The 21,719-nt window shown below is 62.1% G+C and carries 18 protein-coding genes; 7 read left to right on the top strand and 11 right to left on the bottom strand.

Annotation, left to right across the window (positions count from 1 at the left end):
- Nucleotides 1–62: 62 nt before the first annotated feature.
- The gene (locus HMI59_RS05280; RefSeq protein WP_370583569.1) at nt 63–1,559 is read right to left on the bottom strand and encodes a S8 family serine peptidase; all 1,497 of its coding nucleotides are present in this window, start codon (nt 1,557–1,559) and stop codon (nt 63–65) included.
- A gap of 150 nt (nt 1,560–1,709) precedes the next feature.
- Here HMI59_RS05280 and HMI59_RS05275 point away from each other — a divergent pair, with 150 nt between their 5' ends.
- Complete coding sequence (locus HMI59_RS05275; RefSeq protein WP_193591830.1) at nt 1,710–2,960, top strand: IS256 family transposase; 1,251 nt, start codon at nt 1,710–1,712, stop codon at nt 2,958–2,960.
- A gap of 73 nt (nt 2,961–3,033) precedes the next feature.
- Here the strand turns inward: HMI59_RS05275 and HMI59_RS05270 are convergent, their stop codons facing one another.
- Nucleotides 3,034–3,783: a hypothetical protein gene (locus tag HMI59_RS05270; RefSeq protein WP_193593054.1), complete on the bottom strand. Its 750-nt coding sequence runs from the start codon at nt 3,781–3,783 to the stop codon at nt 3,034–3,036.
- Between the two features lie 145 nt (nt 3,784–3,928).
- Nucleotides 3,929–4,909: a hypothetical protein gene (locus HMI59_RS05265; RefSeq protein WP_193593053.1), complete on the bottom strand. Its 981-nt coding sequence runs from the start codon at nt 4,907–4,909 to the stop codon at nt 3,929–3,931.
- A gap of 132 nt (nt 4,910–5,041) precedes the next feature.
- Between HMI59_RS05265 and HMI59_RS05260 the strand changes: the two genes are divergently transcribed.
- The gene (locus tag HMI59_RS05260; protein ID WP_193593052.1) at nt 5,042–5,758 is read left to right on the top strand and encodes a DUF6270 domain-containing protein; all 717 of its coding nucleotides are present in this window, start codon (nt 5,042–5,044) and stop codon (nt 5,756–5,758) included.
- Between the two features lie 54 nt (nt 5,759–5,812).
- Here the strand turns inward: HMI59_RS05260 and HMI59_RS05255 are convergent, their stop codons facing one another.
- Genes HMI59_RS05255 through pdhA form a run of 3 tightly spaced genes read right to left on the bottom strand, consistent with a single transcriptional unit; the run spans nt 5,813 to nt 9,566 of the window.
- Complete coding sequence (locus HMI59_RS05255; protein WP_193593051.1) at nt 5,813–7,285, bottom strand: dihydrolipoamide acetyltransferase family protein; 1,473 nt, start codon at nt 7,283–7,285, stop codon at nt 5,813–5,815.
- Between the two features lie 2 nt (nt 7,286–7,287).
- Nucleotides 7,288–8,376, bottom strand: a complete 1,089-nt coding sequence (locus HMI59_RS05250; protein ID WP_193593050.1) for an alpha-ketoacid dehydrogenase subunit beta — start codon at nt 8,374–8,376, stop codon at nt 7,288–7,290.
- The gene (pdhA, locus tag HMI59_RS05245; RefSeq protein WP_193593049.1) at nt 8,373–9,566 is read right to left on the bottom strand and encodes a pyruvate dehydrogenase (acetyl-transferring) E1 component subunit alpha; all 1,194 of its coding nucleotides are present in this window, start codon (nt 9,564–9,566) and stop codon (nt 8,373–8,375) included. The genes HMI59_RS05250 and pdhA overlap by 4 nt, the downstream gene beginning before the upstream one ends.
- Nucleotides 9,567–9,736: 170 nt before the next feature.
- Here pdhA and HMI59_RS05240 point away from each other — a divergent pair, with 170 nt between their 5' ends.
- From HMI59_RS05240 to HMI59_RS05220, 5 genes are all read left to right on the top strand, one after another.
- A complete protein-coding gene (locus HMI59_RS05240) occupies nt 9,737–10,201 on the top strand; it encodes an Lrp/AsnC family transcriptional regulator (protein WP_021472251.1) in 465 nt (154 codons plus the stop codon).
- A gap of 48 nt (nt 10,202–10,249) precedes the next feature.
- Nucleotides 10,250–10,822 (top strand): YdcF family protein, encoded by a 573-nt coding sequence (locus tag HMI59_RS05235; protein ID WP_227471543.1) that lies wholly within the window; start codon nt 10,250–10,252, stop codon nt 10,820–10,822.
- Between the two features lie 62 nt (nt 10,823–10,884).
- Nucleotides 10,885–11,157 (top strand): hypothetical protein, encoded by a 273-nt coding sequence (locus HMI59_RS05230; RefSeq protein WP_193593048.1) that lies wholly within the window; start codon nt 10,885–10,887, stop codon nt 11,155–11,157.
- A 117-nt stretch (nt 11,158–11,274) separates the two neighbouring features.
- Nucleotides 11,275–12,417 carry a non-hydrolyzing UDP-N-acetylglucosamine 2-epimerase gene (wecB, locus tag HMI59_RS05225; protein WP_370583568.1) on the top strand — a complete coding sequence of 381 codons (1,143 nt, stop codon included), beginning with the start codon at nt 11,275–11,277 and terminating at the stop codon, nt 12,415–12,417.
- 182 nt (nt 12,418–12,599) lie between these two features.
- Complete coding sequence (locus tag HMI59_RS05220; protein ID WP_193593046.1) at nt 12,600–14,252, top strand: hypothetical protein; 1,653 nt, start codon at nt 12,600–12,602, stop codon at nt 14,250–14,252.
- Between the two features lie 48 nt (nt 14,253–14,300).
- Here the strand turns inward: HMI59_RS05220 and HMI59_RS05215 are convergent, their stop codons facing one another.
- The 5 genes from HMI59_RS05215 to wecC all read right to left on the bottom strand — a co-directional run bounded on the left by HMI59_RS05215 (nt 14,301) and on the right by wecC (nt 21,706).
- On the bottom strand, nt 14,301–16,832 hold the full coding sequence (locus tag HMI59_RS05215) for a glycosyltransferase (RefSeq protein WP_193593045.1): 2,532 nt from the start codon (nt 16,830–16,832) through the stop codon (nt 14,301–14,303).
- Between the two features lie 9 nt (nt 16,833–16,841).
- Entirely contained in the window at nt 16,842–18,494 is a 1,653-nt protein-coding gene (locus HMI59_RS05210; RefSeq protein ID WP_193593044.1) for a glycosyltransferase, read from the bottom strand.
- 5 nt (nt 18,495–18,499) lie between these two features.
- On the bottom strand, nt 18,500–19,450 hold the full coding sequence (locus HMI59_RS05205) for a hypothetical protein (RefSeq protein ID WP_193593043.1): 951 nt from the start codon (nt 19,448–19,450) through the stop codon (nt 18,500–18,502).
- A gap of 112 nt (nt 19,451–19,562) precedes the next feature.
- Nucleotides 19,563–20,321 (bottom strand): hypothetical protein, encoded by a 759-nt coding sequence (locus HMI59_RS05200; RefSeq protein WP_193593042.1) that lies wholly within the window; start codon nt 20,319–20,321, stop codon nt 19,563–19,565.
- 104 nt (nt 20,322–20,425) lie between these two features.
- Nucleotides 20,426–21,706, bottom strand: coding sequence for a UDP-N-acetyl-D-mannosamine dehydrogenase (gene wecC / locus HMI59_RS05195; RefSeq protein WP_193593041.1), 1,281 nt, complete (start codon nt 21,704–21,706; stop codon nt 20,426–20,428).
- Nucleotides 21,707–21,719: the final 13 nt, after the last annotated feature.

Raw genomic sequence — 21,719 nt, 5'->3', positions numbered from 1 at the left:
GCCTCTACTCTACCCGCGCGAAGCTGGGAGATCGCGGAACAGACACCCCCGGACCTTGCGGTCTACAGGATGGCGTTCATGATGTTCCAGCCCGAGCCGACCTGGTATGAGCGGAAGAATCCGTTCGAACCGTAGCCCTCGTAAAGGAACAAGTTGCCGGAAGCATTCCGTGCTAGCACGTCCATCTGGCCGTCACCATTGAAGTCTCCCGGCCCTTCAATGGCAGTCATGACATCCCAACCCCAACCGATCTGCTTGGCTGCGAGCCAGCCACCGGCCCCGTTACCCGGGTACAGCAGAAGCCCTCCGGAAGAATTGCGTGCCAGGACGTCGGCGTTGCCGTCACCGTTGAAGTCGCCCGGGCCATCGATGGCAGTCATGACATTCCACCCCCAGCCGATCTGCTTGGCGGCAAGCCAGCCACCGCTACCATTGCCCGGGTACAGCCAGAGGACGCCGTTACCGTCACGGGCGATGACATCAGCTTTACCATCTCCGTTGAAATCACCGGGAGCTTCAATGGCGGACATGACGTTCCAGCCCGAACCGATCTGCCTGGCAGCAAGCCAACCACCGGAACCGTTCCCCGGGTACAGCCACAACGCACCCTTGGAATCACGGGCGATGACATCAGCTTTGCCGTCTCCGTTGAAGTCGCCCGGAGCCTCGATGGCCGTCATGACATTCCAGCCCGATCCAATCTGCCTGGCAGCAAGCCAGCCACCGGAACCATTGCCCGGGTAGAGCCACAATGCACCGGCGGTGTCGCGGGCCAACACGTCGGGCTTACCGTCGCCGTTGAAGTCGGTGATCTTGGTGGCCGGCGAAGGAGCCACCGGAGGGTTGCCATCGTAGGCAATCAGGGCTGCCGCGGCATCCACCAGCCCGGCTCCACATCCTCCGGTGCAACCGCCGGGAAGGGGCCGGGCACTGTCTTTGAGTTGCTGCTCCAAAGTAGCCGGAGCCAGGGAGCCTCCTTGCGCGGAGATCAGGAGAGCGGCCACACCGGACACGTGAGGGGCTGCCATGGAGGTTCCCTGTACGAACGCGTAGGCGGGCTCCGCCTTCCCGGTGGTGCCCGTGTTGTAGGTGGACAGAATCCCGCTCAAGGGGTCCGTTCTCATGTCGCCACCGGGCGCCGTAACGTCTACGTTGCTTCCGTAGTTGGAGTAGTACGTCCGGGCACCGGCCCTGTCGCTGGCTGCGACTGCGATGACGTTTTGGCAGTTTGCAGGACTGAAATCGGCGGCAGACTTGTTGGAGTTTCCAACCGCCGCCACCACGGCCGCTCCTGAGTTGTGGGCGAAGTTAATTGCGTTTTGGTAGGTGGCGGAACAGGCGCTGGCGCCTGCAACGCTGAGGTTGATGACTTTCGCCGGGTTGGGGTTGACCGGCACGCCCGTCACCACGCCACCGGCAGCCCAGACGATGGAATCGGCAATATCGGATGTGTAGCCGCCGCAGAAGGACATCGCCCTGACGGGAAGGATCTTCGCTCCGGGAGCCACACCAGTGACGCCGCGGCTGTTATTTCCCGCCGCTGCAATGGTTCCCGCCACGTGAGTGCCGTGCCAGGAAGATTTTTCAGCCGGGCTGTCTAGTAGTGCCCCGTAGAGTGGTGTAACGATCCCGGCCAGTAAACGTCAGCGTGGCCACCGGGATCTTCCTTCGAGGAAACTCTCACATCCCACTCGAAAGGCGTCACACCGATGACCACTCCCTCTATTGTCGACCCTGCCACCGTCCTCACCAACGCGCTGGGCGACGCATCACCGGATCTGATGCGCACCCTGCTGCAAACCATGATCAACACCCTCCTCTCAGCCGAAGCAGATGCGATCTGCGGCGCCGAGTACGGGAAGCCCTCTGCTGACCGAGTGAATTCCCGCAACGGATACCGCACCCGTGAACTCGATACGCGTGTCGGAACCATAGACGTCGCGATCCCGAAGCTCCGCTCCGGCACGTACTTCCCCGAGTGGCTCCTCGAACGTCGCAAACGCTCAGAAGCGGCGATGATCACCGTCGTCGCTGACGCCTACCTCGCTGGCGTCTCAACGAGGCGGATGGACAAACTCGTGAAGACCCTTGGCATCCATTCCCTGTCGAAGTCGCAGGTCTCCCGAATGGCCGCCGATATGGACGAGCATGTGCGTGAGTTTCGCACGAGGCCGTTAGGTGAGGCCGGCCCGTTCACGTTCGTCGCGTGCGACGCACTCACGATGAAAGTGCGTGAGGGCGGGCGGGTGATCAACACCATGGTGCTCGTCGCGACCGGGGTGAACGCTGACGGGCATCGGGAAGTCCTGGGCATGCAAGTGGCGACCGCGGAGACCACGATGGCGTGGAACGGGTTCTTCGCAGACCTTGTCGCGCGCGGCCTCACCGGGGTGAAACTCATCACCTCTGACGCGCACGCTGGCCTCGTTGAAGCGATGCGCGCGAACTTCCCTGGGACGTCGTGGCAACGGTGTCGCACGCACTACGCTGCGAACCTGATGTCAGTGACCCCGAAGAGCATGTGGCCGGCGGTGAAAGCGATGCTGCATTCCGTGTACGACCAACCCGACCAGAAAAGTGTTGAGGCCCAATTCGACCGGCTCCTGGACTACGTCGAGGACAAACTCCCCGAAGTGCACGACCACCTCGATGCTGCCCGGGCTGACATTCTCGCGTTCACCACGTTCCCGAAAGATGTGTGGCAGCAGATCTGGTCGAATAACCCGAACGAGCGCCTGAACCGTGAGATCCGCCGCAGGACCGATGTGGTGGGGATCTTCCCGAACCGGGCCGCGATCACCCGCCTCGTCGGGGCCGTTCTTGCGGAGCAGTCTGACGAATGGGCCGAGGGTCGTCGTTACCTCGGTCTTGACGTTCTCGCGAGGTGCCGCCTCACGCTCGTGGGTACCGACACTATCGGCCAGCACCATGAGCTCCCCGAGCTCGGGGCCGCAGCATGAGCGCCCCCACTCCTGGGCTGTACTCCGACACCGTGAGTGAGCTCGTCGCGAGCATCTGCAATCACAACGAAAACTAGCCCCCACATCCTTGAAGGATCACGAAACGGTTACACCACTCCACGGGACTTGACCGGCTGTCTACCGCGCATTCATCTGCCGGAGCCCAGTCACCCATGTCAGTGGGATCGGGATCCCGGCCGTTCCCGTCGCGCGCGTCGGCTGCGTTGGCGATCATGTCGTACCCCGGGAGTACGTTGGCATCCAGATCGGGGTGCTGCGTGATGCCGGTATCCACTACGGCGACTACAACGCCCTCGCCGCGGGTGTAGTCCCAGGCACCTGTAGCGCGGATCCCGCCCGGGCTTTCCCACAGGTTCCACTGTTCGTTGAAGTACGTGTCATTCGGTGCAGCAGCGATCTGCATGACCGCGTCGGGCTCGGCATAGGCGACGTCCGGATCAAGCCGCAGGGATTGCACGAACTTCTCGGCTTCGACTGCCGAAAGCGGCTCATCAAGCTTGACGACGTGCCCGCCGGTGGCCGTGTCCCGGAGGCCCTTTGCGGCGACACCTAGTTTTGATGCCGCATTGCCCGCTGCTTCTTCCACTGCGGCTTTGACCGCTTGAACGGTGTTGTCTTTGATACCAACAATGAATTGGTCGGTCTTCACCTCGGCGGCAGGCTGAAGCGCCTGCGGTGCGGCCGGAAGAATGTCTCCGTCATCGGCCATCGCCGGCTGGACAGCAAACCCGCCCGCCAAAAGGAGCGTGGCCGTGGCCATCCCCATAAATCTCAGTGATTGCTTGGCGGGGCTCGTAACCATGATTCGGCATCCTCGGGACAGCGCGACCAACCATGGCGGCGGATCGCGGGCAGACTGGAGACCACCAGCTGACCCCCACCGAATTGTAAGCAGAAAATCCGCCATCTCCAGTCGATGGAGATTTATGACGGTTTGCCCTTCAGGCTTAGGCCCGGGTGAATCCCATCTCAGCCAACCCGGAAGTCCAGTCCCCGCTCGCAGCGACCGTCAGCGCTTGGACGTGAATCGGTTTTGGCGGCGCAACGTGCCCTTCGCCCCATTCACCAAGCAAAAGGTAAATCTCATTGTCCGGGTGTGCGGCTGCGAGCAACGGCTCCATGTGATTCTTGACGTGCGGCAGGTCGGTGATGTTTTGCATGTAGGCAACAACGTTGCCCCGCGGCTCCCGGTACAACTCAAGAAGGTCAGTTGTTACGTCGGCGGGAAGCTGGCTCATGGGGTCGGGGCCTTCAATCCCGTAGCACACCTCGGCGAAGCGCTTAACGGCCGGTTGCTCATATTTGGCGACGTTGGTTTGCGGGTTGGAAACAATAGCCAAGGACCCCGGGAACTGTGCGGAGAAGAAGAGGGAAGCAAAGCCGCCACCCGATGCACCAAAGAAAACCAGCTTTTGCTCGCCCCAAGTACCCACGATGTGCTTGATGATGCTAAGCAGCTTCTGCTGGGTATTCATCCGCGAGTTGCCAACGAACCATCCAAGGTTCAACCGATCCGTCAGCACGAGGCTCGGGTCCGAGATGAAGATCCTGTTGACGGGCACGTCGGTGGAAACACCCATGCCCCCAAAGGCCGGAAGGGTCCACGACGGATCCACGGCGCCTTGGAAAAAGACGACCGTTGTGTCGGAGCCACGGTTTTGGCTGATGACATCAATCGGTAGGCCGTTTTCGATGATCACCTGGTACCCGGGCGGAATCTGGGAGGTCTTCAGGAAAGCGTCAACGCCGCGGTATTTGGTGACCATGTGCTTTGAGGGGTCAACAACGCGCGGTCGGGTGGGGCAAGGGTGATCCTCGGCTCCGGAGGTCCCGTCCAGGAGGAATGCATCCCCGCAAAGTTCGCAAAAACCGAAGCCCATATCGAACGCGTATGCACGGGTTTCTTCGATGTTGTCCACTCTTGCCATCAGGACAACATACCGGAAGCCCGCGCACGGGAGCGAACTGCGGACCGGCTGTCCGAGGCACCACAGATCTGAAATCAGTCAGGCTCCTTGCTAGGCTTGGGTGATTTCTTTTCGGACAGCACAGGGGTTTCCATGCCAGGAATGTTCATCTACGGGAGCTGCGTTTCCCGGGACACCAAGCCGTATCTCGGCGACGATTGGACCATCTCCGACTACGTCGCACGGCAAGGCATGATCAGCGCAGCGTCACCGCGGGCAGTCCTGCGAGGCGAGAGTGCCCTGAAGTCCAAGTTCCAAAATCAGTGTGTCCGAAACGACATTCGTTCCACGCTGTTTTCTGCCATTGAAGCCGCAACTCCGAAGACGGACGTCTTCGTGCTGGACCTGGTGGACGAGCGTCTGGGGGTTTACGACCTCGGAAACGGCACCTACGTCACACAGACGTGGGAGCTTGAGGAAAGCAAACTCCTCCAGCAGCAGCAGACCAAGCCGCGCCTCATCCCCTTCGCCTCGGATGAGCATTACCAACTGTGGACCAAAGCGGCTGATGTGGTCCTCGAACGGATCAAAGCCACGGGCCGTCCGCTGATCGTGTTGTCACCGGAATGGTCGGAGACAGCAGACAACGGCCAGGAAAAGCTCCAATACCGCGGCTACTTCTCCTCCACATGGAACAAGCTGTACGCCCCCTACTTCGATCACCTGCGCAGCCGGGGATGCAACGTCCTCTCGGTGGGCCAGGACACGGTGAAGGCGGCAGCAGGGCACCAGTGGGGCTTGGCTCCCTACCACTACGTCGACGCCGTTTATCACCGCATGCGGGATGCCATCACGGCCGCAGTCAAGTAGTTAAACGGGAAATGGGGCCGCACTGCGGCCCCATTTCTTTTGCGTATCGGCGGGTTACATATCCGCGAGCGCGCCGCCCGGGTTCTCGATGCAGTCCGCCACGTACCGGAGGAAACCGGCGGCCGTCTCTCCATCGCAGACCCGATGGTCGAACGCGAGAGTCAGCTCAGTGACCTTCCGGACAGAAAGCTCACCGCTTACCACCCAGGGCTTGTCGATGATCCGGCCCACGCCGAGCATCGCCACCTCGGGGTAGTTGATGATGGCCGCGGATCCGTCAACGCCGAACACTCCGTAGTTGTTCAGGGTGAAGGTGCCCGAGCCGAGTTCGGTGGGCGTCGCCTTCCCTTCACGCGCGACGGCGGTGAGTCGCCTGATCTCTGCGTCCAGTTCGCGGGCGCTGAGCTGATGCGCGTTGCGGACGGACGGTACAACCAATCCACGATCGGTCTGTGCCGCGAAGCCGAGGTTGATGCCGTCGAACCCCACGATCTCCTGCGAGCCGTCAGCTCCGGTTTCAAACCGCGTATTGAGGGCCGGGTACTTTTTTAACCCAGCCGTGACAAAACGGGCAATGAAAGCCAGCAGCCCGGGGGTATCGTGCGGCGAGCGCTTCTTCAGCTCGGCCCGCATGTCCAGCAGGGCCGTGGCATCCACGTCCACCCATACCGTGGCCTCGGGGATCTCAGTGCGGCTCTTGGTCATGTTGGCAGCGACAGCCTTCCGGACGCCGCGAACCGGAGTCCTGGCAGAGACGGCCAGGCCAGTGCGGCCATCAAGATCGCCTGATGCAGCAGCCGGCGCAGCAGCCTCGGCGGGAGCCTGAGCAGGAGCCGAAGGTGCGGCCGGTGCCTCCGGAGCGGAGATCGCAGCCTCAACATCACGGCGCATGATCAGCCCGCTGGCACCTGAACCATTGATGGCATCCAGGGAGACCCCGTGATCACGCGCCATCTTCCTGACCAACGGCGAGATCACGGCGCTGAGCTTTCCGGGAATGCGCGTCCCCGCAACCGCCGGTTCCATAGGAGCCTCAGGAGCGGCAACAGGGGCGGCGACAGGAGCAGAATCGACGACGGCGACGCTCCCCTTCCGCGGCCGGGTGCGGCCTGCCGTAGCGCCCCCGGGTGTCCCGTACCCGATGAGGACGTTGCCGGAACCGGCCTTCTCCTCAGTCCGGTACGTCTCGGCAGCGGCGGATGCCTCAGCGTCGGTGACAACACCGGTGGAGACGGCGTCGTCCGTCGCAGCGGGCGCTTTGGGCTCAGCCGGAGTGGCACCCACGGGGGCGATCGAGATCAGCGGCTTGCCGACGTCGAGCGTTTCGCCTGCCTGGCCGTGCAGTTCGGCCACCGTGCCCGCGTAGGGCGAGGGCACCTCCACCATGGATTTGGCGGTTTCGACTTCGGCGATCGGCTGGTCCACCTTGATCTGGTCGCCGACGGCAACCAGCCAGTTCACGAGCTCCGCCTCGGTAAGGCCTTCGCCGAGGTCCGGCAGGCGGAACACTTGCATTTCTGAGCTCATGGTCAGTCCTCCCACTGAAGGTCGTCTACGGCGTCGAGGATTCGGTCGACGCTGGGCAGGTAGTAGTGCTCCAACTTGGGAGACGGGAACGGCACGTCGAATCCGGTGACACGGCGGATGGGCGCGGCCAGGTAGTGGAACGCACGTTCCTGGACGCGGGCCACGATCTCAGAGGATACGGAGGCGAAGCCGTGCGCTTCGGCGATCACGACGGCGCGTCCCGTCTTGCGCACGGACGCGCAGACGGTCTCGTCGTCGAAAGGCACGATGGTGCGGATGTCGATGACCTCCAGGGACCGGCCCTCTTCGGCGGCGGCCGCAGCAGCGGCGAGCGCGGTGGGGACCGAGGGGCCGTAGGCGATCAGCGTCGCATCAGTGCCGGGACGCGCCACGGCGGCGCTGCCCTCGGTGGAGGTTCCGGCGTCGTGCTCTGCCCTGAGAGCGTCCAGGTCCACGAGGTCCTTGGACCAGTAGAGTTTCTTGGGCTCCATGAACATCACGGGATCATCTGAGTCGATGGCTTCGCGCAGCATCCGGTAACCGTCGGCCACGGTGGCAGGGGTGTAGACCTTCAGCCCGGCCGTGTGGGCGTAGTAGGACTCGGAGGAATCGCAGTGGTGCTCCACTCCCCCGATGCCGCCGGCGTAGGGCACCCGGATGACCATGGGCATCTTGAGCTTGCCCTTGGTGCGGTTGTGCATCTTGGCCACGTGGCTGACGATCTGTTCGAAGGCCGGGTAGGCGAAGGCGTCGAACTGCATCTCGATGACGGGCCGCATGCCGTTGATGGCCATGCCCACTGCCATGCCGACGATGCCGGACTCGGCCAGCGGAGTATCGAAGCAGCGTTCTTCGCCGAATTCGGCCATGAGGCCGTCCGTGATGCGGAAGACGCCGCCGAGCCTTCCGACGTCCTCACCGAAGACGAGGACGGAGGAGTCGGCGCGCATGGCGTCGGCCATGGCGGTATTGAGCGCCTTTGCCATGGTGATGGACTGCGGGCCGGCGGCTTCGGCAGTAGCAGCGGCGGAAGCTGCCGCGTTGGCGGTGGCGGCGCTGACGTTGGCGGTGGCAGAGGTGGTCACGGTCATTTTGCACCCTCCTCGCGGGCGAGTTCGTCAGCGAGCAGCTCGGACTGTTCCTTGAGCTGCGGCGTTGGCTTGGAGAAGACGTACTTGAAGAGGTCCATCGGCTGGACGGGGACGTCCTCGCCCAGTCCTTCCCGGAGCTGGGTTGCCACGGCTTCGGCGTGATCGGCGATGCGGCTGTTGGCGTCGTCATCCAACAGGCCCTTGTCCGTCAGGTAGGCCTTCATGCGGGTCAGCGGGTCCTTGGCCTGCCACTCGGCAACTTCGCTTTCCGGACGGTAGCGGGTGGCGTCGTCGGCGTTGGTGTGTGCCTGCATACGGTAGGTGTGCGCTTCGATGAGCAGCGGCCCCGAACCTTCGCGGGCCAGCTTTACGGCGCGGTCCATGACGGCCAGCAGCGCAACGAGGTCGTTGCCGTCCACGCGCTCACCGGCCATGCCGTAACCGACCGCCTTGTGCGCCAACGACGGCGCCACGGACTGGTGGCTCAACGGAACGGAGATGGCGTACTTGTTGTTCTGAACGAAGAAGATGACGGGCAGGTGGAAGACTGCCGCGAAGTTGAGGGCCTCGTGGAAGTCGCCCTCGCTGGTGGCACCGTCGCCGCACATGGCCATGACGACCGTGTTCTCGCCGCGCAGCTTCGCAGCGTGCGCAACACCCACGGCGTGCAGCAGCTGGGTGGTCAGCGGCGTGCACTGGATGCCGACGTTGTGTTCCTTGGGGTCGTATCCACCGTGCCAGTCGCCGCGGAAGATGGTCATGACTTCCACGGGGTCAACGCCGCGGGTCATGACGGCGACGGCGTCACGATAGGTGGGGAACAGCCAGTCACCTTCGCTGAGGCACATGGCAGCTGCCACCTGGCAGGCTTCCTGGCCGTGGCTTGAGGGGTAGACGGCCATGCGGCCCTGCCGGACCAGGGCGGAGTTCTGGTCGTTGACTCGACGCCCGACGACGAGGCGCTCGTAAGCTGCCAGCAGTTCAGCATCGTCGGGGGTGGGGTACTCGTGGCCGGGCTCGGTGCCCTGTTCCTCTTTGGAGCGGAGGGTTCCGTTCGGGTTCACCATCTGGATCTGGTGACGGGCGGGAAGCATGTAATCCTCGACGCTGATGCCGAATTTCCTCCGCACGTCAGCAGCCTGGTCTTCCACCGCCGTTTCCGGCACAGGGCGGTCTGCATGGATCGTCATTGGTCCGTCCTTCTCTGGGCACTATGTGCTTCCAGTATGTTCCTCGGGGATGTTTCGTATCCAGCTTTGGACAGAATCATGGAAGAGCTTGTCAAGACGGGCTATTCTGAAAGACAAATTGTAAATGTGAGCTGGGTAACGAGCCGCTGTTGTAGACGAATTGGAGTGCCATGAGCGAGGCCGAGGCGGAGCAGACCGCCGTCCCCCTGGACAGCGTGGACCGGGACATCATCCGGGAGCTGACCACGGACGGCCGTATGTCCATCACCCAAGTAGCCGAAAACGTCCACATCAGCCGGGCCCACGCGTATTCCCGCCTTGCCCGGCTCACCGGCGAAGGGGTGATCACCAAGTTCACGGCCCTGGTGGATCCGATCAAGGCCGGCTTGAGGTCCTCCGCCTACGTCACGCTGAAGGTGCAGCAGCACTCCTGGCGTGAGCTCAAGGAGCAGTTGCGCGCAATTCCGGAGGTGTACCACATCGCCTTGGTGGGTGGTGACTTTGATGTGATCCTCCTGGTCCGGGCGACGGACAACATTCACCTGCGCCGTGTGATCTTCGACCAACTTCAGTCCATGGATGGCGTGCTGGATACGCAAACTTTCCTTGTTTTTGAGGACGTGGATACGCGGTAGGTTTCGTTCATGGCGGGCGTCCTGCCCGCGGAACCATAAACTGTCCCCGTGCCCACAAAAACAGCCGCGCTGCCCCGTGTCCTAACGCGGGTTCTTGTGGCGGCTGCTGCGGCTTTTGTTCTCTGGCTGCTTTTGGCGATCCAGTTCTTCGCCAACCCTCCCCAGGTGTCCCCCCATCGCACCGACGCAGTTGTGGTGCTGGGTGGCCTGAGCCGTGAGCGCTTGCCCGTTGCCCAGGACCTTCAGGAGGCCTTGGACATACCCGTGCTGGTGGTGTCCACCACCGGGCTGTCCGGCAACCTTGAGGGCGATGCTTTGTGCCGCGAGAGCCAAGGAGCTCCGGACCTTCTATGCTTCCGCCCGGAGCCGTTGAACACGCGGGGTGAGGCGGACGCCGTCGCCGGTCTCGCTGCGAAGTACGGCTGGAAGTCCATCACGGTGGTCACCTCCGATTACCACGTGATGCGCGCCGGCACTCTGATGCACCAATGTGTGGCCGCGGATGTGCAGATGGTCAGCTCCGAACCGGACATGACAGCCGGGGCTTGGTTGGACCGTTTTGTGGTGGAAACAGGCGGGCTGTTGGACGTCTGGATGCAGCCGGAGTGCCGTTCTCACTAAGGTAGTGGGAAGGACAATCGAAAAAACCGCCCACGACGGCGCTCTAACGGAAGGTGCAAAAGGTGAGCCAAACGCCCCCTCGGCCACTTCCGGCGGGTCGCCATTTCAAGCGCCGGCGGTTCAATTTCCAGGCCCCATCCCCTGCCCCGCGTACCGCTAAGCCGCTGCGTCCGGAGCGGTCGCGCCCGGCCCGTGCTGCAGTCCAGAATTCGACAGCTGCAGAAACTCCCACGCCGGACCAACAGCAATTCAAGCGGCGGGTTGCGCTGGTGATCGTGACACTGGTTGTTCTGGCAGTCCCCGTTTTGCTGGCCGCCCTGATCCTGGCCGGCTAACCCCCGACCAGCCCCGGACGCCCGCGTGTCAGTTAACGTCAGCCTCCTTCTCGGGTAGGATTGGGAAGTCTTTGTCTGATTCAAATCGCTCTCTTTGGGGGAAACTTGCCCAGCATCATGCCAATTTTCGGTACCCGACCGGAAGCCATCAAGATGGCTCCCATCGTCCACGCCCTGCACGAATCCGATGAATTCGAGTGCATCGTGACGGTCACCGGTCAGCACCGGGAAATGCTGGACCAGGTGAATCAGCTGTTCGGCATCACCCCGGACCACGATCTGGACATCCTCCAGCCCGGGCAGTCCCTCTCGGACATCATGACCCGCACCATCACCGGCCTTGACCGCCTCTTCGCCGAGAAGAAGCCGGATGCGGTCATCGTCCAAGGCGACACCACTACCTCCACAGCCGGCGCCATCGCCGCTTTCTACCACGGCATTCCGGTTGTCCACGTAGAGGCCGGCCTGCGAAGCGGAAACCTCCTCTCCCCGTTCCCTGAAGAGGCCAACCGCAAGATCACCAGCCAGATCACAACGCTGCACCTGGCTCCCACCACCACCAGCCGCGCCAACCTGCTTGCCGAAGGCGTGAAGGCAGAAGACATCGTGGTGACGGGCAACTCCGTCATCGACGCACTCTTCACCACCGTTGACAAGCAGATCCCGTTTACGGACCCGCAGCTTGAAGAGCTCGCAGCCAGTGGCCGGAAGATCCTCCTTGTCACCACACACCGCCGCGAGAACCAGGGCGATGCCATGCGTGGCGTGGGCCGCGCTTTGGCCCGGATCGCAGACGCCGAGCCGGACCTGGTCATTGTTCTTCCCGCGCACAAGAACCCTGTTGTACGCGAAGCTGTCCTTCCTGCCCTCGACGGCAAGCCCAATGTAGTGGTCACTGAGCCGCTGGCTTACGGCGAGTTCACCCGCATGCTGTCCTTGGCGCACATCGTCCTGACCGACTCCGGTGGAGTCCAGGAAGAAGCCCCCAGCCTGGGCAAGCCCGTCCTGGTGATGCGTGAGAACACTGAGCGTCCCGAAGCGGTGGAAGCTGGAACCGTGACGCTCATCGGAACGGATGAAGAGCGCATCGTTACCGAAGTCCTCCGCCTGATGAATGACGCCGAGCACTTCTCGACTATGGCCAACGCTGTCAACCCGTACGGTGACGGCCTGGCCTCCGCGCGTACAGTGGCTGCCATCGCTGAACTTCTTGGAGTCGGCGAGCGGATCGAAGAATTCGGCGTTGCCGTTTCCGTCTAGCCTGACACTGCCTATTTTGAAGTTGACGGTCCCTGAAGAGGGGCCGTCAACTTTTTAACTGCCCATTTCAGGCGCGGCAACGGACGTGAATCTTTCCGTCAAGCTGTTGCATTTCGATACCGCTCACAGCCATTCTTTTGACATAGGTCCAAGGTCTCACCCTACGAGCCCGAGGATCCGCTGTGCGCAAGATCAGGTTTAAGCCTCCTATCCCCCGAATCCAGCATGCACGCCACCTTACCGCCGTCATTGTGGCGGCCTTCGTCCTTTTAACGGGGACCCTTCATGGCGCCGTAGCGAACGCCGCGCCCGCACCCGTCTACCCCATCAGTGGCTTCTTTATCTACGGCAGCACCAGCGATGCAACCAACAACCAGAAGCTGAGCGACATCAAGGCTCTGGGCGGAGACACCGTCATCACTTTCGGTAGCCGTCTCAAGCCGGCCACGCTGGCGGACATACCGGCTGACTGCAAGATCAACGGGACCAACTGCGCCCAAGCTGCGGCGTCCGGGGTCAAGGTCAACCGTTACTTCACGTATGCCGATTCGGCACTCTGGGGTACGCCGTCCTTGGTGTGCCCACGCGACAAAGCCATTACCGTGAACGGCCAGCCGTTCACCATCTTTGTCCTCCCGAACCAGGGAACCAGTTGCAACTCCTCCAACGGGGCCTACGACGTGGTGGTGGTCAGCGGCTCAACGGCGGCAGGCACCGCCGGAGTCAACGTCTCGCTGGCCAAGACAGCCACTAACCTCGGCATGAAGTACTACGCCGGCATGCCGCTTCCCGTGGCCAGGACCGACTACGCGTACCTTCCTGACGTTTCCTACCTGCCTGCCTTTACCCGATTCACAGACCGCTTCCTGCAGTATCAGAAGGCTGTCATTGACGTTTCCGGACTGGGCGGGTTCTACCTCTCATACGAGATGCCGGTCACGGACGGCACCACCTTCGATCCCATCCTGAACCTCTACAAGATCCAGAATCAGGCCGTTGCCAAGCTGCATCCAGGCCGCGGGACAGTGGTCAGCCCATACTTGGACGGTCGACGCACCTCGAACCTGACCGTGGACAGGGTCCGCAACGGGGCAGAGCGGATCGGCAAGACCTCTGGAAACACAAAGATGGCCATCGCCATCCAGGACGGCATGGGAACAGGCAAGAGCGGCGCTTTCTTCGGTAATGAGGCCAGCTACCCGGTGGACTCCTTCAACGCTTCCATCGTGGGCAGCGGCTCGTGGGGCAGCAAGTACCTCGCACCCGTCCGTGAATACTTCCTCGCCGCAGCTGAAGGTGTGGACGGCACGGGAGCAGAGCTGTGGGCAAACCTCGAGGGAATGGCACCGGCCACCAGCCAAAATCCCTGCGCCAACAACACCCGGGGGCAGACCACAAAGTCCCGCGTTGACCGGCAGCTCCAGCAACTTGGGAACTACCCCCAAAAGATCATCTCCTTCATGTGGGACGGTTACTACACCTGCACCGGCACGTGGTCTCCCTTGGCTGATCGGTTCAAGGCAGGCAACATGACCCCGGTCATCACTGATTCCATCTTCTACGGAAACGGGGACGTGCTGGTCACGGGCCAGAACCTGAGCGGCGGATCGGTCACCGTCAAGTGGACCGACACCTGGGGCCGTACTTACACCAAGACCGTCACTGCGACGAGCTACAACCCGGACTACGGCAGCCAGCGGGGCATGAATCCCCGGCTGGAATCGGTCACCGCAAAGCTGGGCAGCACCTCGCTTGGTATTGGTAAGTACTACATGATTGACGTCGTCAATGGCTCCGGAGTCAAGAACGACGCCTTCTACTCCGATCGGGGGTAGAAGGCGCCGTAGTTGTTCCTGACAGGCCTGAGGCCCGGGTACTTCCTGCTACGCACCCCAAGGTGACGTGGAAACGGCCGACACCGAGTGAACTGCTTCGGTGGCGCCAACCCACTCCACGTTGCTGACAGTTGCTGAAGGGAAGAATCCGGGCCCTGGCTTGACCGACTTGTCCGCTGTCCGGATGCCAAATGAAACAGTCGGGTGTTTGATGGTCTTCGGAATACGGATCCGCAGGTGGCGGCTGGTGGGCGACATCCGAAGGTTTTCCACGTATGCCGGAGCCCCCTCCACGCTGACCACCAACTGGTAGAGGCCCGCTGTATCCTCGGTGACCCGGTGGTCAACCGTGACTACCAGGTCCGTGCCCTTGCCCTTGATGCGTTCATGCGCCAGGGAAAGCGACTTCTGTTCGTACCCGAGGTGCCATTCCGGAACGAGTCCGGCATCCTGCTGGCCGTCTACCACGGTGCCCGCGATGGCCTTGCCGCCCGATGGCTCGGCAAAGATTTGTTCCATCATCGATGCGAGCCTGCGCTCCGCGTTGAGGGGTCCTGTAACCACTTCCTCCGCTGCAGCCAGGATCCGTGCGGTGCTCGCTGGAGATGACGCCAGCCTGGAAAGCTTCAAGGCCAGCTCGCCCTTCTCACGGACGGATACGGAGGCGGTCCCCGGTTCACAGATGTTCATGGGCCCCACGCCGCGCGGGACAACCACCAGCGAACCGGCCGCCAGGGCAAACGGCAGGACCTCCGAAGGCAGGGGTCCGGGAACGCTGGCATCGAACGGCGCAACCACAACAGTCGACTTCAACGCGGCGGCCAGCATGTCCAAGTCCTTGTACTCTTCCGGTGATTCCTCAATGAAGAGTTCCGTTGAGGGCCAGTCTGCGAGGTCACGGAATGCCGCGGCCTGCTTGGAAAAGTGCAGTCTCCGCTTGCCCGCCACCACGGCTTGCTGGCCACGTACCGGGACGTTCTCAATCGCCTTGAGGAAGCCGCGGTCCACCAAATGCGGCAGGTGTTCAACGGAATCAAAATGGTCGCTCTTCAGGCCGTCAGCTACCTGCGGGTTCAGGACGCCAAGGTAGTCCACCCGTCCGGCGAGGCGTTCGAGTTTTTTTCCGCCCTTTGCCGACTCAACGCCGATCACCGCCAAACGGACACCGGCTTCCAGTAACTGCTCGCGGCCGGCTTGGGTGACACCGCAATCCAAGTTGGAGACGACCAGCAGGTCGGGCCGTTCCTTAACGGCCTCCAGGAATTTCACGGCGTTGATGACGAACTTGTATTCGTTGTTCGGATCGGGAACCAGGACGCTCTTGTATTGGCTCAGGTCCAACACGTTGACCCTGTGCCCCAGCGCCTGCAGTGTCCGGACGGTCACGGAGGACGTGGACGTCACCCTGCCGAACCCTACGCCGAGGACCCCAATGCAACGTGGCTCCACGGTCTGTGAAACTTCGATCACCTCGCGGCGATTATCGGATTCCACGACGGCGGCCTCCCGGGCTTCTTCGCGGCCGGCCTCCACTGCATCGAATTGCGTGAACCAGAGGCTTCGTTCCCGTGAGTCCAGCGTCTTCCAGGAGTCGTCCGACAACACGGATTCCAACGCCATCACGCGGGCCGCAGCAGAGTAGTTCCGCAGGAACCGCTCGTGCGTTGCTTTGCTCAGGTCCTGCAGCGAGGGTGAGGCCAGCACGCTTTGGATCGCTGAATCGAGTTGGGCGATGGAGTCTACGCACACAATTTCCGGGAAGGATGCGAGGTCATCGGAGTCGGGTACTACGGAGATGATGGGGAGACCCATGGCGGCGTACTGGATGACGCGGCTTGGATATTGGAAGAATCCCAGCTTGTCCAGGCCGTCGAACCAGGTTTCCAGTCCTTGGTGGTCCCGGAAGTATTGCGGGATGTTGACTGCGAGCCCTGCCCGGGCGCCGGCGTCAACCACTTCGGCGTCGCTGTCCAGGAATCCACCGGCGATGTTGAAGTAGTCCCGTCCGACGTTCCCGTGGATACGGATGCTGGAGGACAGCGAACCCAGATCGAAATACCGGGTCCGTCGGACTTCGTCATGGACGTTGCCGAGGAACATGGCGTCGGACTCCCGTGGCTGGGAACCATAGACATACGGGAATGCCGTCTGGTCGGTCCAGAAGGGGAAGTTGATGCCGGTAGGCCGGCCGAACATTGATTCATAGAAGTCCAGGACCCTGGCAGTGCCGCAGTGGAGCACGATGTCGTAGCTATCCACCACGGGCCCGTAGGACAGGTCCCACAGGACGGGGTCGTCCGAGAGCCAGGCGACCATGCGGGCGCCTGTCCGCTTGGCCCGCTCCAGCAACGGAGAAGGAAGGCTGGCCGGCCGGAAAACGAAAATGACGTCGGGCTGGAAGTCCACCACCGTATCCAACGCGTTGCTCAAGGTGTGAAGCTGGCTGCGGCCGGTTGCGAACTTGTAGCCGTGACCCACCTTGCCGGTGTTCAGGACCTGATGGCCGGCGGCCACCAAGGCACGCTCCAGGGAACTTGCAACGTGGGTTTCCACGATGCCGTCAAACAGTGCAATCTTCATGGTCAATCCCTAAATCGTCCAGGAAAGGTCTGAACTGGTAGAAGCCGTGCGGACGTTGAACCGATCCGTGATGGACATTGGTTCCGGACCTTCGAAGACCGAACCGGGCGCCAGCATCTCGTTGGAGAGCACCGGCTGCCAAGCCGCATCCGCTGGGGCGATCCATGCCCCGGACAGCACGTGGAAACCTTCAACGTCCTCTTGCCAGGCGTTGCCGACGTAGGCCGACTCGGGTTTCCGGGCTTCCCCGGTCACTGCCTTGCCGGTGACGCGGGCATCAGAGCCGTGCAAGGTGTAGAGCCGCAGGTCGTTGGCGTAGTCCGGCGCGTAGTCGTACGCCTCCGAGAAAGCAACGATGTACCGGGTGTCTACCTGGTAATTGGCAATGTCCTGCGGCGTGCGGAGGATGACCGGCGCGTGGTTGATCCCCTTGCGCTGAAGAAGTTCGCGAATTTCCGCATCGTCAGGGCCAACGCGGGAAATAACCACAAGCTGTTCGAAGTCCGCCGTTTGCGCGTCGACCTGGCTCAGCAACCGTTCCAGCGAGGACAAAGAGGAGATGACCAAGGCGGCAGTGAGATCGTGCCGCGGCTCATGCCATTCCAAGCTGGCCATGGAGTAAATCTGCTTCATGCGCTGGGCATATGTGTGCTGCTGCAGCGTGCGGCGCCAGGCCTTGTGGGTGGCCCGCTCGCGGAAGACATGGTCTTTCACGAGGCGGCCAAGAACCTCGGCGGCCTCCTGCTGGGTCTGCACTGTGAAAACTTCATCCGCTGCGTAGGAACCGGAGATCGCCTCGGACTCGACGCTGACCACGGCTGTCTTGCTGCTGCTCAGTTCGAAGATGCGCCGGGCACACATGCTCTTGGACTGCGGAACAGAGTTCACGTTCAGGAAGACCTTGTGATGGCCGTACGCACGCACCATGGCCGCGTACGGCAGGGAACCAACCACGAAGTTCGAGTAAGGCTCAGGGAATGCATAGTTGGGATCCCCGCCCAGCGCCCGTGAGTAGATGGACAAGCCGAGTTCGGCAGACGGCGGGAACAACAGGTTCATCTGCTCGCGGCGTTCCGGGAATTTGTGCGCGAAGTATTGCCCGGCGAAGGCAACGTTCCCCACGCTTGCCTGGGCATCCCGGAGCGGACGGTGAATACGCGGTTGGGCCGCAAAGGGAAGCGCTGCCACGTTTTGGTGTCCGGCGGCCTCAATGTAGTCATTGATCAGCGATTCCTCCGACGTCAAAATAACGTCAAATTCGCGGGCTGCCGGCAGGAACTCTTGGAAGTGGGGCGGATCTTCCTTATTCCAGAAGACAGTGGGGATTCCCAGTTCGCGGCAGGCCTGGATCAGGGAAAAGAAGCCCTCTTTGGGGCCGTTGGGGCTGGTGATCTGGAATGACCAGTCGCCGTCATTACCGTTCCATGCCGACTCGATGAGCATGATCTCGGGACGCAGGCGTTCCAAAGCTTCCCGGTGGTCACGCACGGAGATAGGCCACAGACGGGCTTCCGGCGCAAAGCACTGGGTGGAAAAATCGTCCAGGATAATGCCGACGGACGGAAGCCCACGCTTGGCTTCGGGCAGCGAATAGGAAATGTCCGTGCCAAAGGAGTTTGTTACCAGATTGGTCAGGCCAGCTTGTACGTCATTGCTGATCATCGTTTTCACATTCCAATCAATTCGGCGTGACTCAGGGACGCGGAAATCTTCTTCACGTAGAACCGCGGGTGGGCTGCGAGGAACTCCTCCACGGCGGGCCGGACGTCAATGGCGGAAGAGTCCACGATCACCACAGGAGTGTTGGGACGAAGCCATGTGAAGTAGCGCTCGGGAATGTTGTCCTGCACTGACGCTTTGTTGGCGATACCGCCAAAGTCGATCACCACCATGTCCACGGCATGCGCTGTGATCCCGGCCAGGGATGCGGCAGGCGTCGGAGCGACGGGGAGCTGCTGGCAGGTGGCCTTGTCTGCGGAAAGAGCCAATCCTTCCATGCTCTTGAATGCCGCCAGCTCGTCGGTGGAATCCACCAGCCCGGCAGCGAAGGACGGCTTCGCCTGCAGCCTGCTCAGGCAGTTGGCAACCCAAGCAGTAGAGACTGCGGAGCCAATGTGTACCGCCGTCGAGGGCAAGTGGCTCTTGATCGCTTCAAAGATGCCGTTTGCGGCAGCTACGGAGAGGTTGCGTCCGTTTGAACTCCGTGACATCCCCACCCAATCGCGGATTTGCTCCAGCTGTACATCCGGGGCGGCCGCTGCCGGCTTCGGCTGGCTCACCGCCGAGACCAGCTTGTTCAGTTCGGCGTGGTCCAAACGTGCACGGTTGTCCGGGGCAGGCTGGTTCCGTGCGGCGGATGCAGCGGCCCGGGCCTGCTCTTCGGACTTCCGGACGCCCTGCCGCAGGACAGTCAGCGAGCGGCGGATGGTGTGGGTTCCTTCGAACAGCACCGGAATGGCCAAGGCAACGCCCAGCACCACCAGGAAGATGCCGAGGCTGCCAAGTCCTGCGAGGTGCAGCACTCCACCGATGACGAGTAGGAAGAAGATTCCCAGGCCAAGAAGTCCCCGGGGACTTCTGAGGAATCTCACGAAGGATGAGTCAAGAATTCTAGACATTTTGCAATGCTCCAGGATGTTAGATGCACATCAGCCGTTCGGGGACGCCTGATGTAGTTGTGCAGCAGGCGGTCTGGGATGCCTGCTGGCAAAGCTGTAAAAACGTACCCCGTCAGTTACGGGCGAAGCCGAGCCCTTCGAGTCCCTTGGCCCACTCGTCGCCCGCTGCCACCTGCAGGATGCCGTCCACGAGCTCCCGGGGAGGAGCGGCATGACCGGCACCCCAGTGGGTTCCAGCGATCTCGAAGACCTTATTTCCCGGGTGAAGATTCTTCACAAAGGGGTCACGGTGATGTTCAGTGTGAAAGGCATCCATGGCGTTCCGGACATAAGCGACAGTGTTCTGCAGGGGCCTGCTGTAAAGGTCGCTCAAGTCGGTGGTAATGCTGTACGGCAGTCGGTTCACGGGGTCTTCACCGGTGACGCCGAAGCAGGCTTCGGCGTACTGCGCCACGACGTCAGCTTGCTGATGCCCTGCAATGTTCGTGTGCGGGCTAAGGGCAACAGCCATCGACCCGGGGAAGTGCGCGGAGAGGTAGAGCGCCGCGAACCCTCCCCCGGCCGGGCCGAAGAAGACAAGCCTCTCGCTGCCGAAGGATGCAACCACCTTGGCAACGATGTCCTGCAGGATCGCCTGCAGCCGTTGCTCGGCATTGCCCGCGTACCAACCAAGGTTCATGTCCGGGTCCAGGATAAGGCTGGGATCGGAGATGAAGATGCGGTTGACCGGGACGTCGCGGGAAATTCCGAGGCCTGTAATGACCGGCAGGCCCTGGTCCGCGCGAACGGCTCCATGCAAGAAGACAACCGTGGTTTTGTGGCCACGGTCCTGCACCAGCAGATCGATGGGCAGGTTTCCATGCTCGATCACGTGGAAACCTGGGCCGACCTTGGTTTGCGCCAGAAACCTCCCTATTGATGCGTAGGAGGTTATGGCGTGGACCTTGGGATTGATACTTCTTGCGCGAGGCATTGTTAGACAGCGCCCACCGGAGAGGATGCTTCAAGCTTCAACGCACCACGCGTATCAATAACCACCTTGCCGGCCAGGAGTTCAGGCGCAACTTCCTTGACGTCGTCGTGGTCCACCAGGACCACCACCACGTCTGAACGCTGGATGGATTCCTCGATGGATACGAGCTCTACGTTGCTGCGTCCGGCGAGCTGCTTCGGCAGTTCTTCAACGTGCGGTTCCGCTACGTTGATGCGGCGGTCCGTGAGTGCCTCGGAGAGGTGGGCGGCGATCTCGATGGCGGGTGATTCGCGGAGATCGTCGATGTTGGCCTTGAAGGCGAGACCCAGGACGGATACCTCGGCCGTGGCGGGCAGGTTCTCCAGGGCGGCAACTACCTTCTGGAACACCCACTCGGGCTTGGAGTCGTTGACTTCGCGGGCGGTCCGGATCAGGCGGGATTCCTCCGGGGCGGCGGCAACAATGAACCAGGGATCGACGGCGATGCAGTGGCCGCCGACGCCGGGGCCGGGCTGGAGGATGTTGACGCGGGGGTGGTGGTTGGCCAGGCGGATGAGCTCCCAGACATCGATGCCGAGCTTGTCGCTGATAACGGACAGTTCGTTGGCGAACGCGATGTTGACGTCGCGGTAGGAGTTTTCCACCAGCTTTGCCATTTCAGCCGTGACGGCGTCCGTGGTGAGGATTTCGCCCTGGCAGAAGACGGCGTAGAGGTGCTTGGCCTTATCAGCGGCTTCGGCGGTCATGCCTCCGATGATGCGGTCGTTGGTGACCAGTTCGATCATCACGCGGCCGGGCAAGACGCGCTCGGGGCAGTGGGCCACCAGGACTGCGGGCTTGGAGCCGGAGCCGTCAAGGCTGAGGTCGGGGCGCAGGTCCAGGATGAAGCGGGCCATGTGCTCGGTGGCGCCGGGAGGTGAAGTGGATTCCAGGATCAGGAGTTCGCCACCCTCCAGCTGCGGAGCAATGCCCCGGGCTGCGGCTTCGATGTAGCTCAGGTCGGCGGAGCGATCTGCCTTGAACGGGGTGGGCACAGCCACAATGTAGGCGTCGGCCTTCGGCGTGGAGGTGCTGGCGCTCAGGTGGCCCTGGCTGACGGCACCAGAGACGTGCACGGCCAGGTCCGGCTCGACGAAGGGGACCTGCCCGGCGTTAACGGCATCAACCGTGTTTTGGTTAACATCGACACCCACAACTTCGATGCCATTGGTGGCAAGGATGGCGGCGGTGGGCAGGCCAATGTAGCCCAGGCCGATGACGGCAACGCGTTCGATGGTGTTCAATGTTGTTCCCCTT

This window comes from Paenarthrobacter sp. YJN-5, from assembly GCF_015040095.1.
GTDB classification, from domain to species: domain Bacteria; phylum Actinomycetota; class Actinomycetes; order Actinomycetales; family Micrococcaceae; genus Arthrobacter; species Arthrobacter ureafaciens.
Note: the sequence above shows the minus strand (reverse complement) of the source record. Positions and strands in the feature narration are given on the sequence as shown.

Excerpts from the sequence above, each read along its gene's own strand:
- HMI59_RS05275 (WP_193591830.1), top strand. The coding sequence starts at position 1,710 with ATGACCACTCCCTCTATTGTCGACCCTGCCACCGTCCTCACCAACGCG.
- HMI59_RS05270 (WP_193593054.1), bottom strand. The coding sequence starts at position 3,783 with ATGGTTACGAGCCCCGCCAAGCAATCACTGAGATTTATGGGGATGGCC.
- HMI59_RS05265 (WP_193593053.1), bottom strand. The coding sequence starts at position 4,909 with ATGGCAAGAGTGGACAACATCGAAGAAACCCGTGCATACGCGTTCGAT.
- HMI59_RS05260 (WP_193593052.1), top strand. The coding sequence starts at position 5,042 with ATGCCAGGAATGTTCATCTACGGGAGCTGCGTTTCCCGGGACACCAAG.
- HMI59_RS05255 (WP_193593051.1), bottom strand. The coding sequence starts at position 7,285 with ATGAGCTCAGAAATGCAAGTGTTCCGCCTGCCGGACCTCGGCGAAGGC.
- HMI59_RS05250 (WP_193593050.1), bottom strand. The coding sequence starts at position 8,376 with ATGACCGTGACCACCTCTGCCACCGCCAACGTCAGCGCCGCCACCGCC.
- pdhA (WP_193593049.1), bottom strand. The coding sequence starts at position 9,566 with ATGACGATCCATGCAGACCGCCCTGTGCCGGAAACGGCGGTGGAAGAC.
- HMI59_RS05240 (WP_021472251.1), top strand. The coding sequence starts at position 9,737 with ATGAGCGAGGCCGAGGCGGAGCAGACCGCCGTCCCCCTGGACAGCGTG.
- wecB (WP_370583568.1), top strand. The coding sequence starts at position 11,275 with ATGCCAATTTTCGGTACCCGACCGGAAGCCATCAAGATGGCTCCCATC.
- HMI59_RS05215 (WP_193593045.1), bottom strand. The coding sequence starts at position 16,832 with ATGAAGATTGCACTGTTTGACGGCATCGTGGAAACCCACGTTGCAAGT.
- HMI59_RS05210 (WP_193593044.1), bottom strand. The coding sequence starts at position 18,494 with ATGATCAGCAATGACGTACAAGCTGGCCTGACCAATCTGGTAACAAAC.
- HMI59_RS05205 (WP_193593043.1), bottom strand. The coding sequence starts at position 19,450 with ATGTCTAGAATTCTTGACTCATCCTTCGTGAGATTCCTCAGAAGTCCC.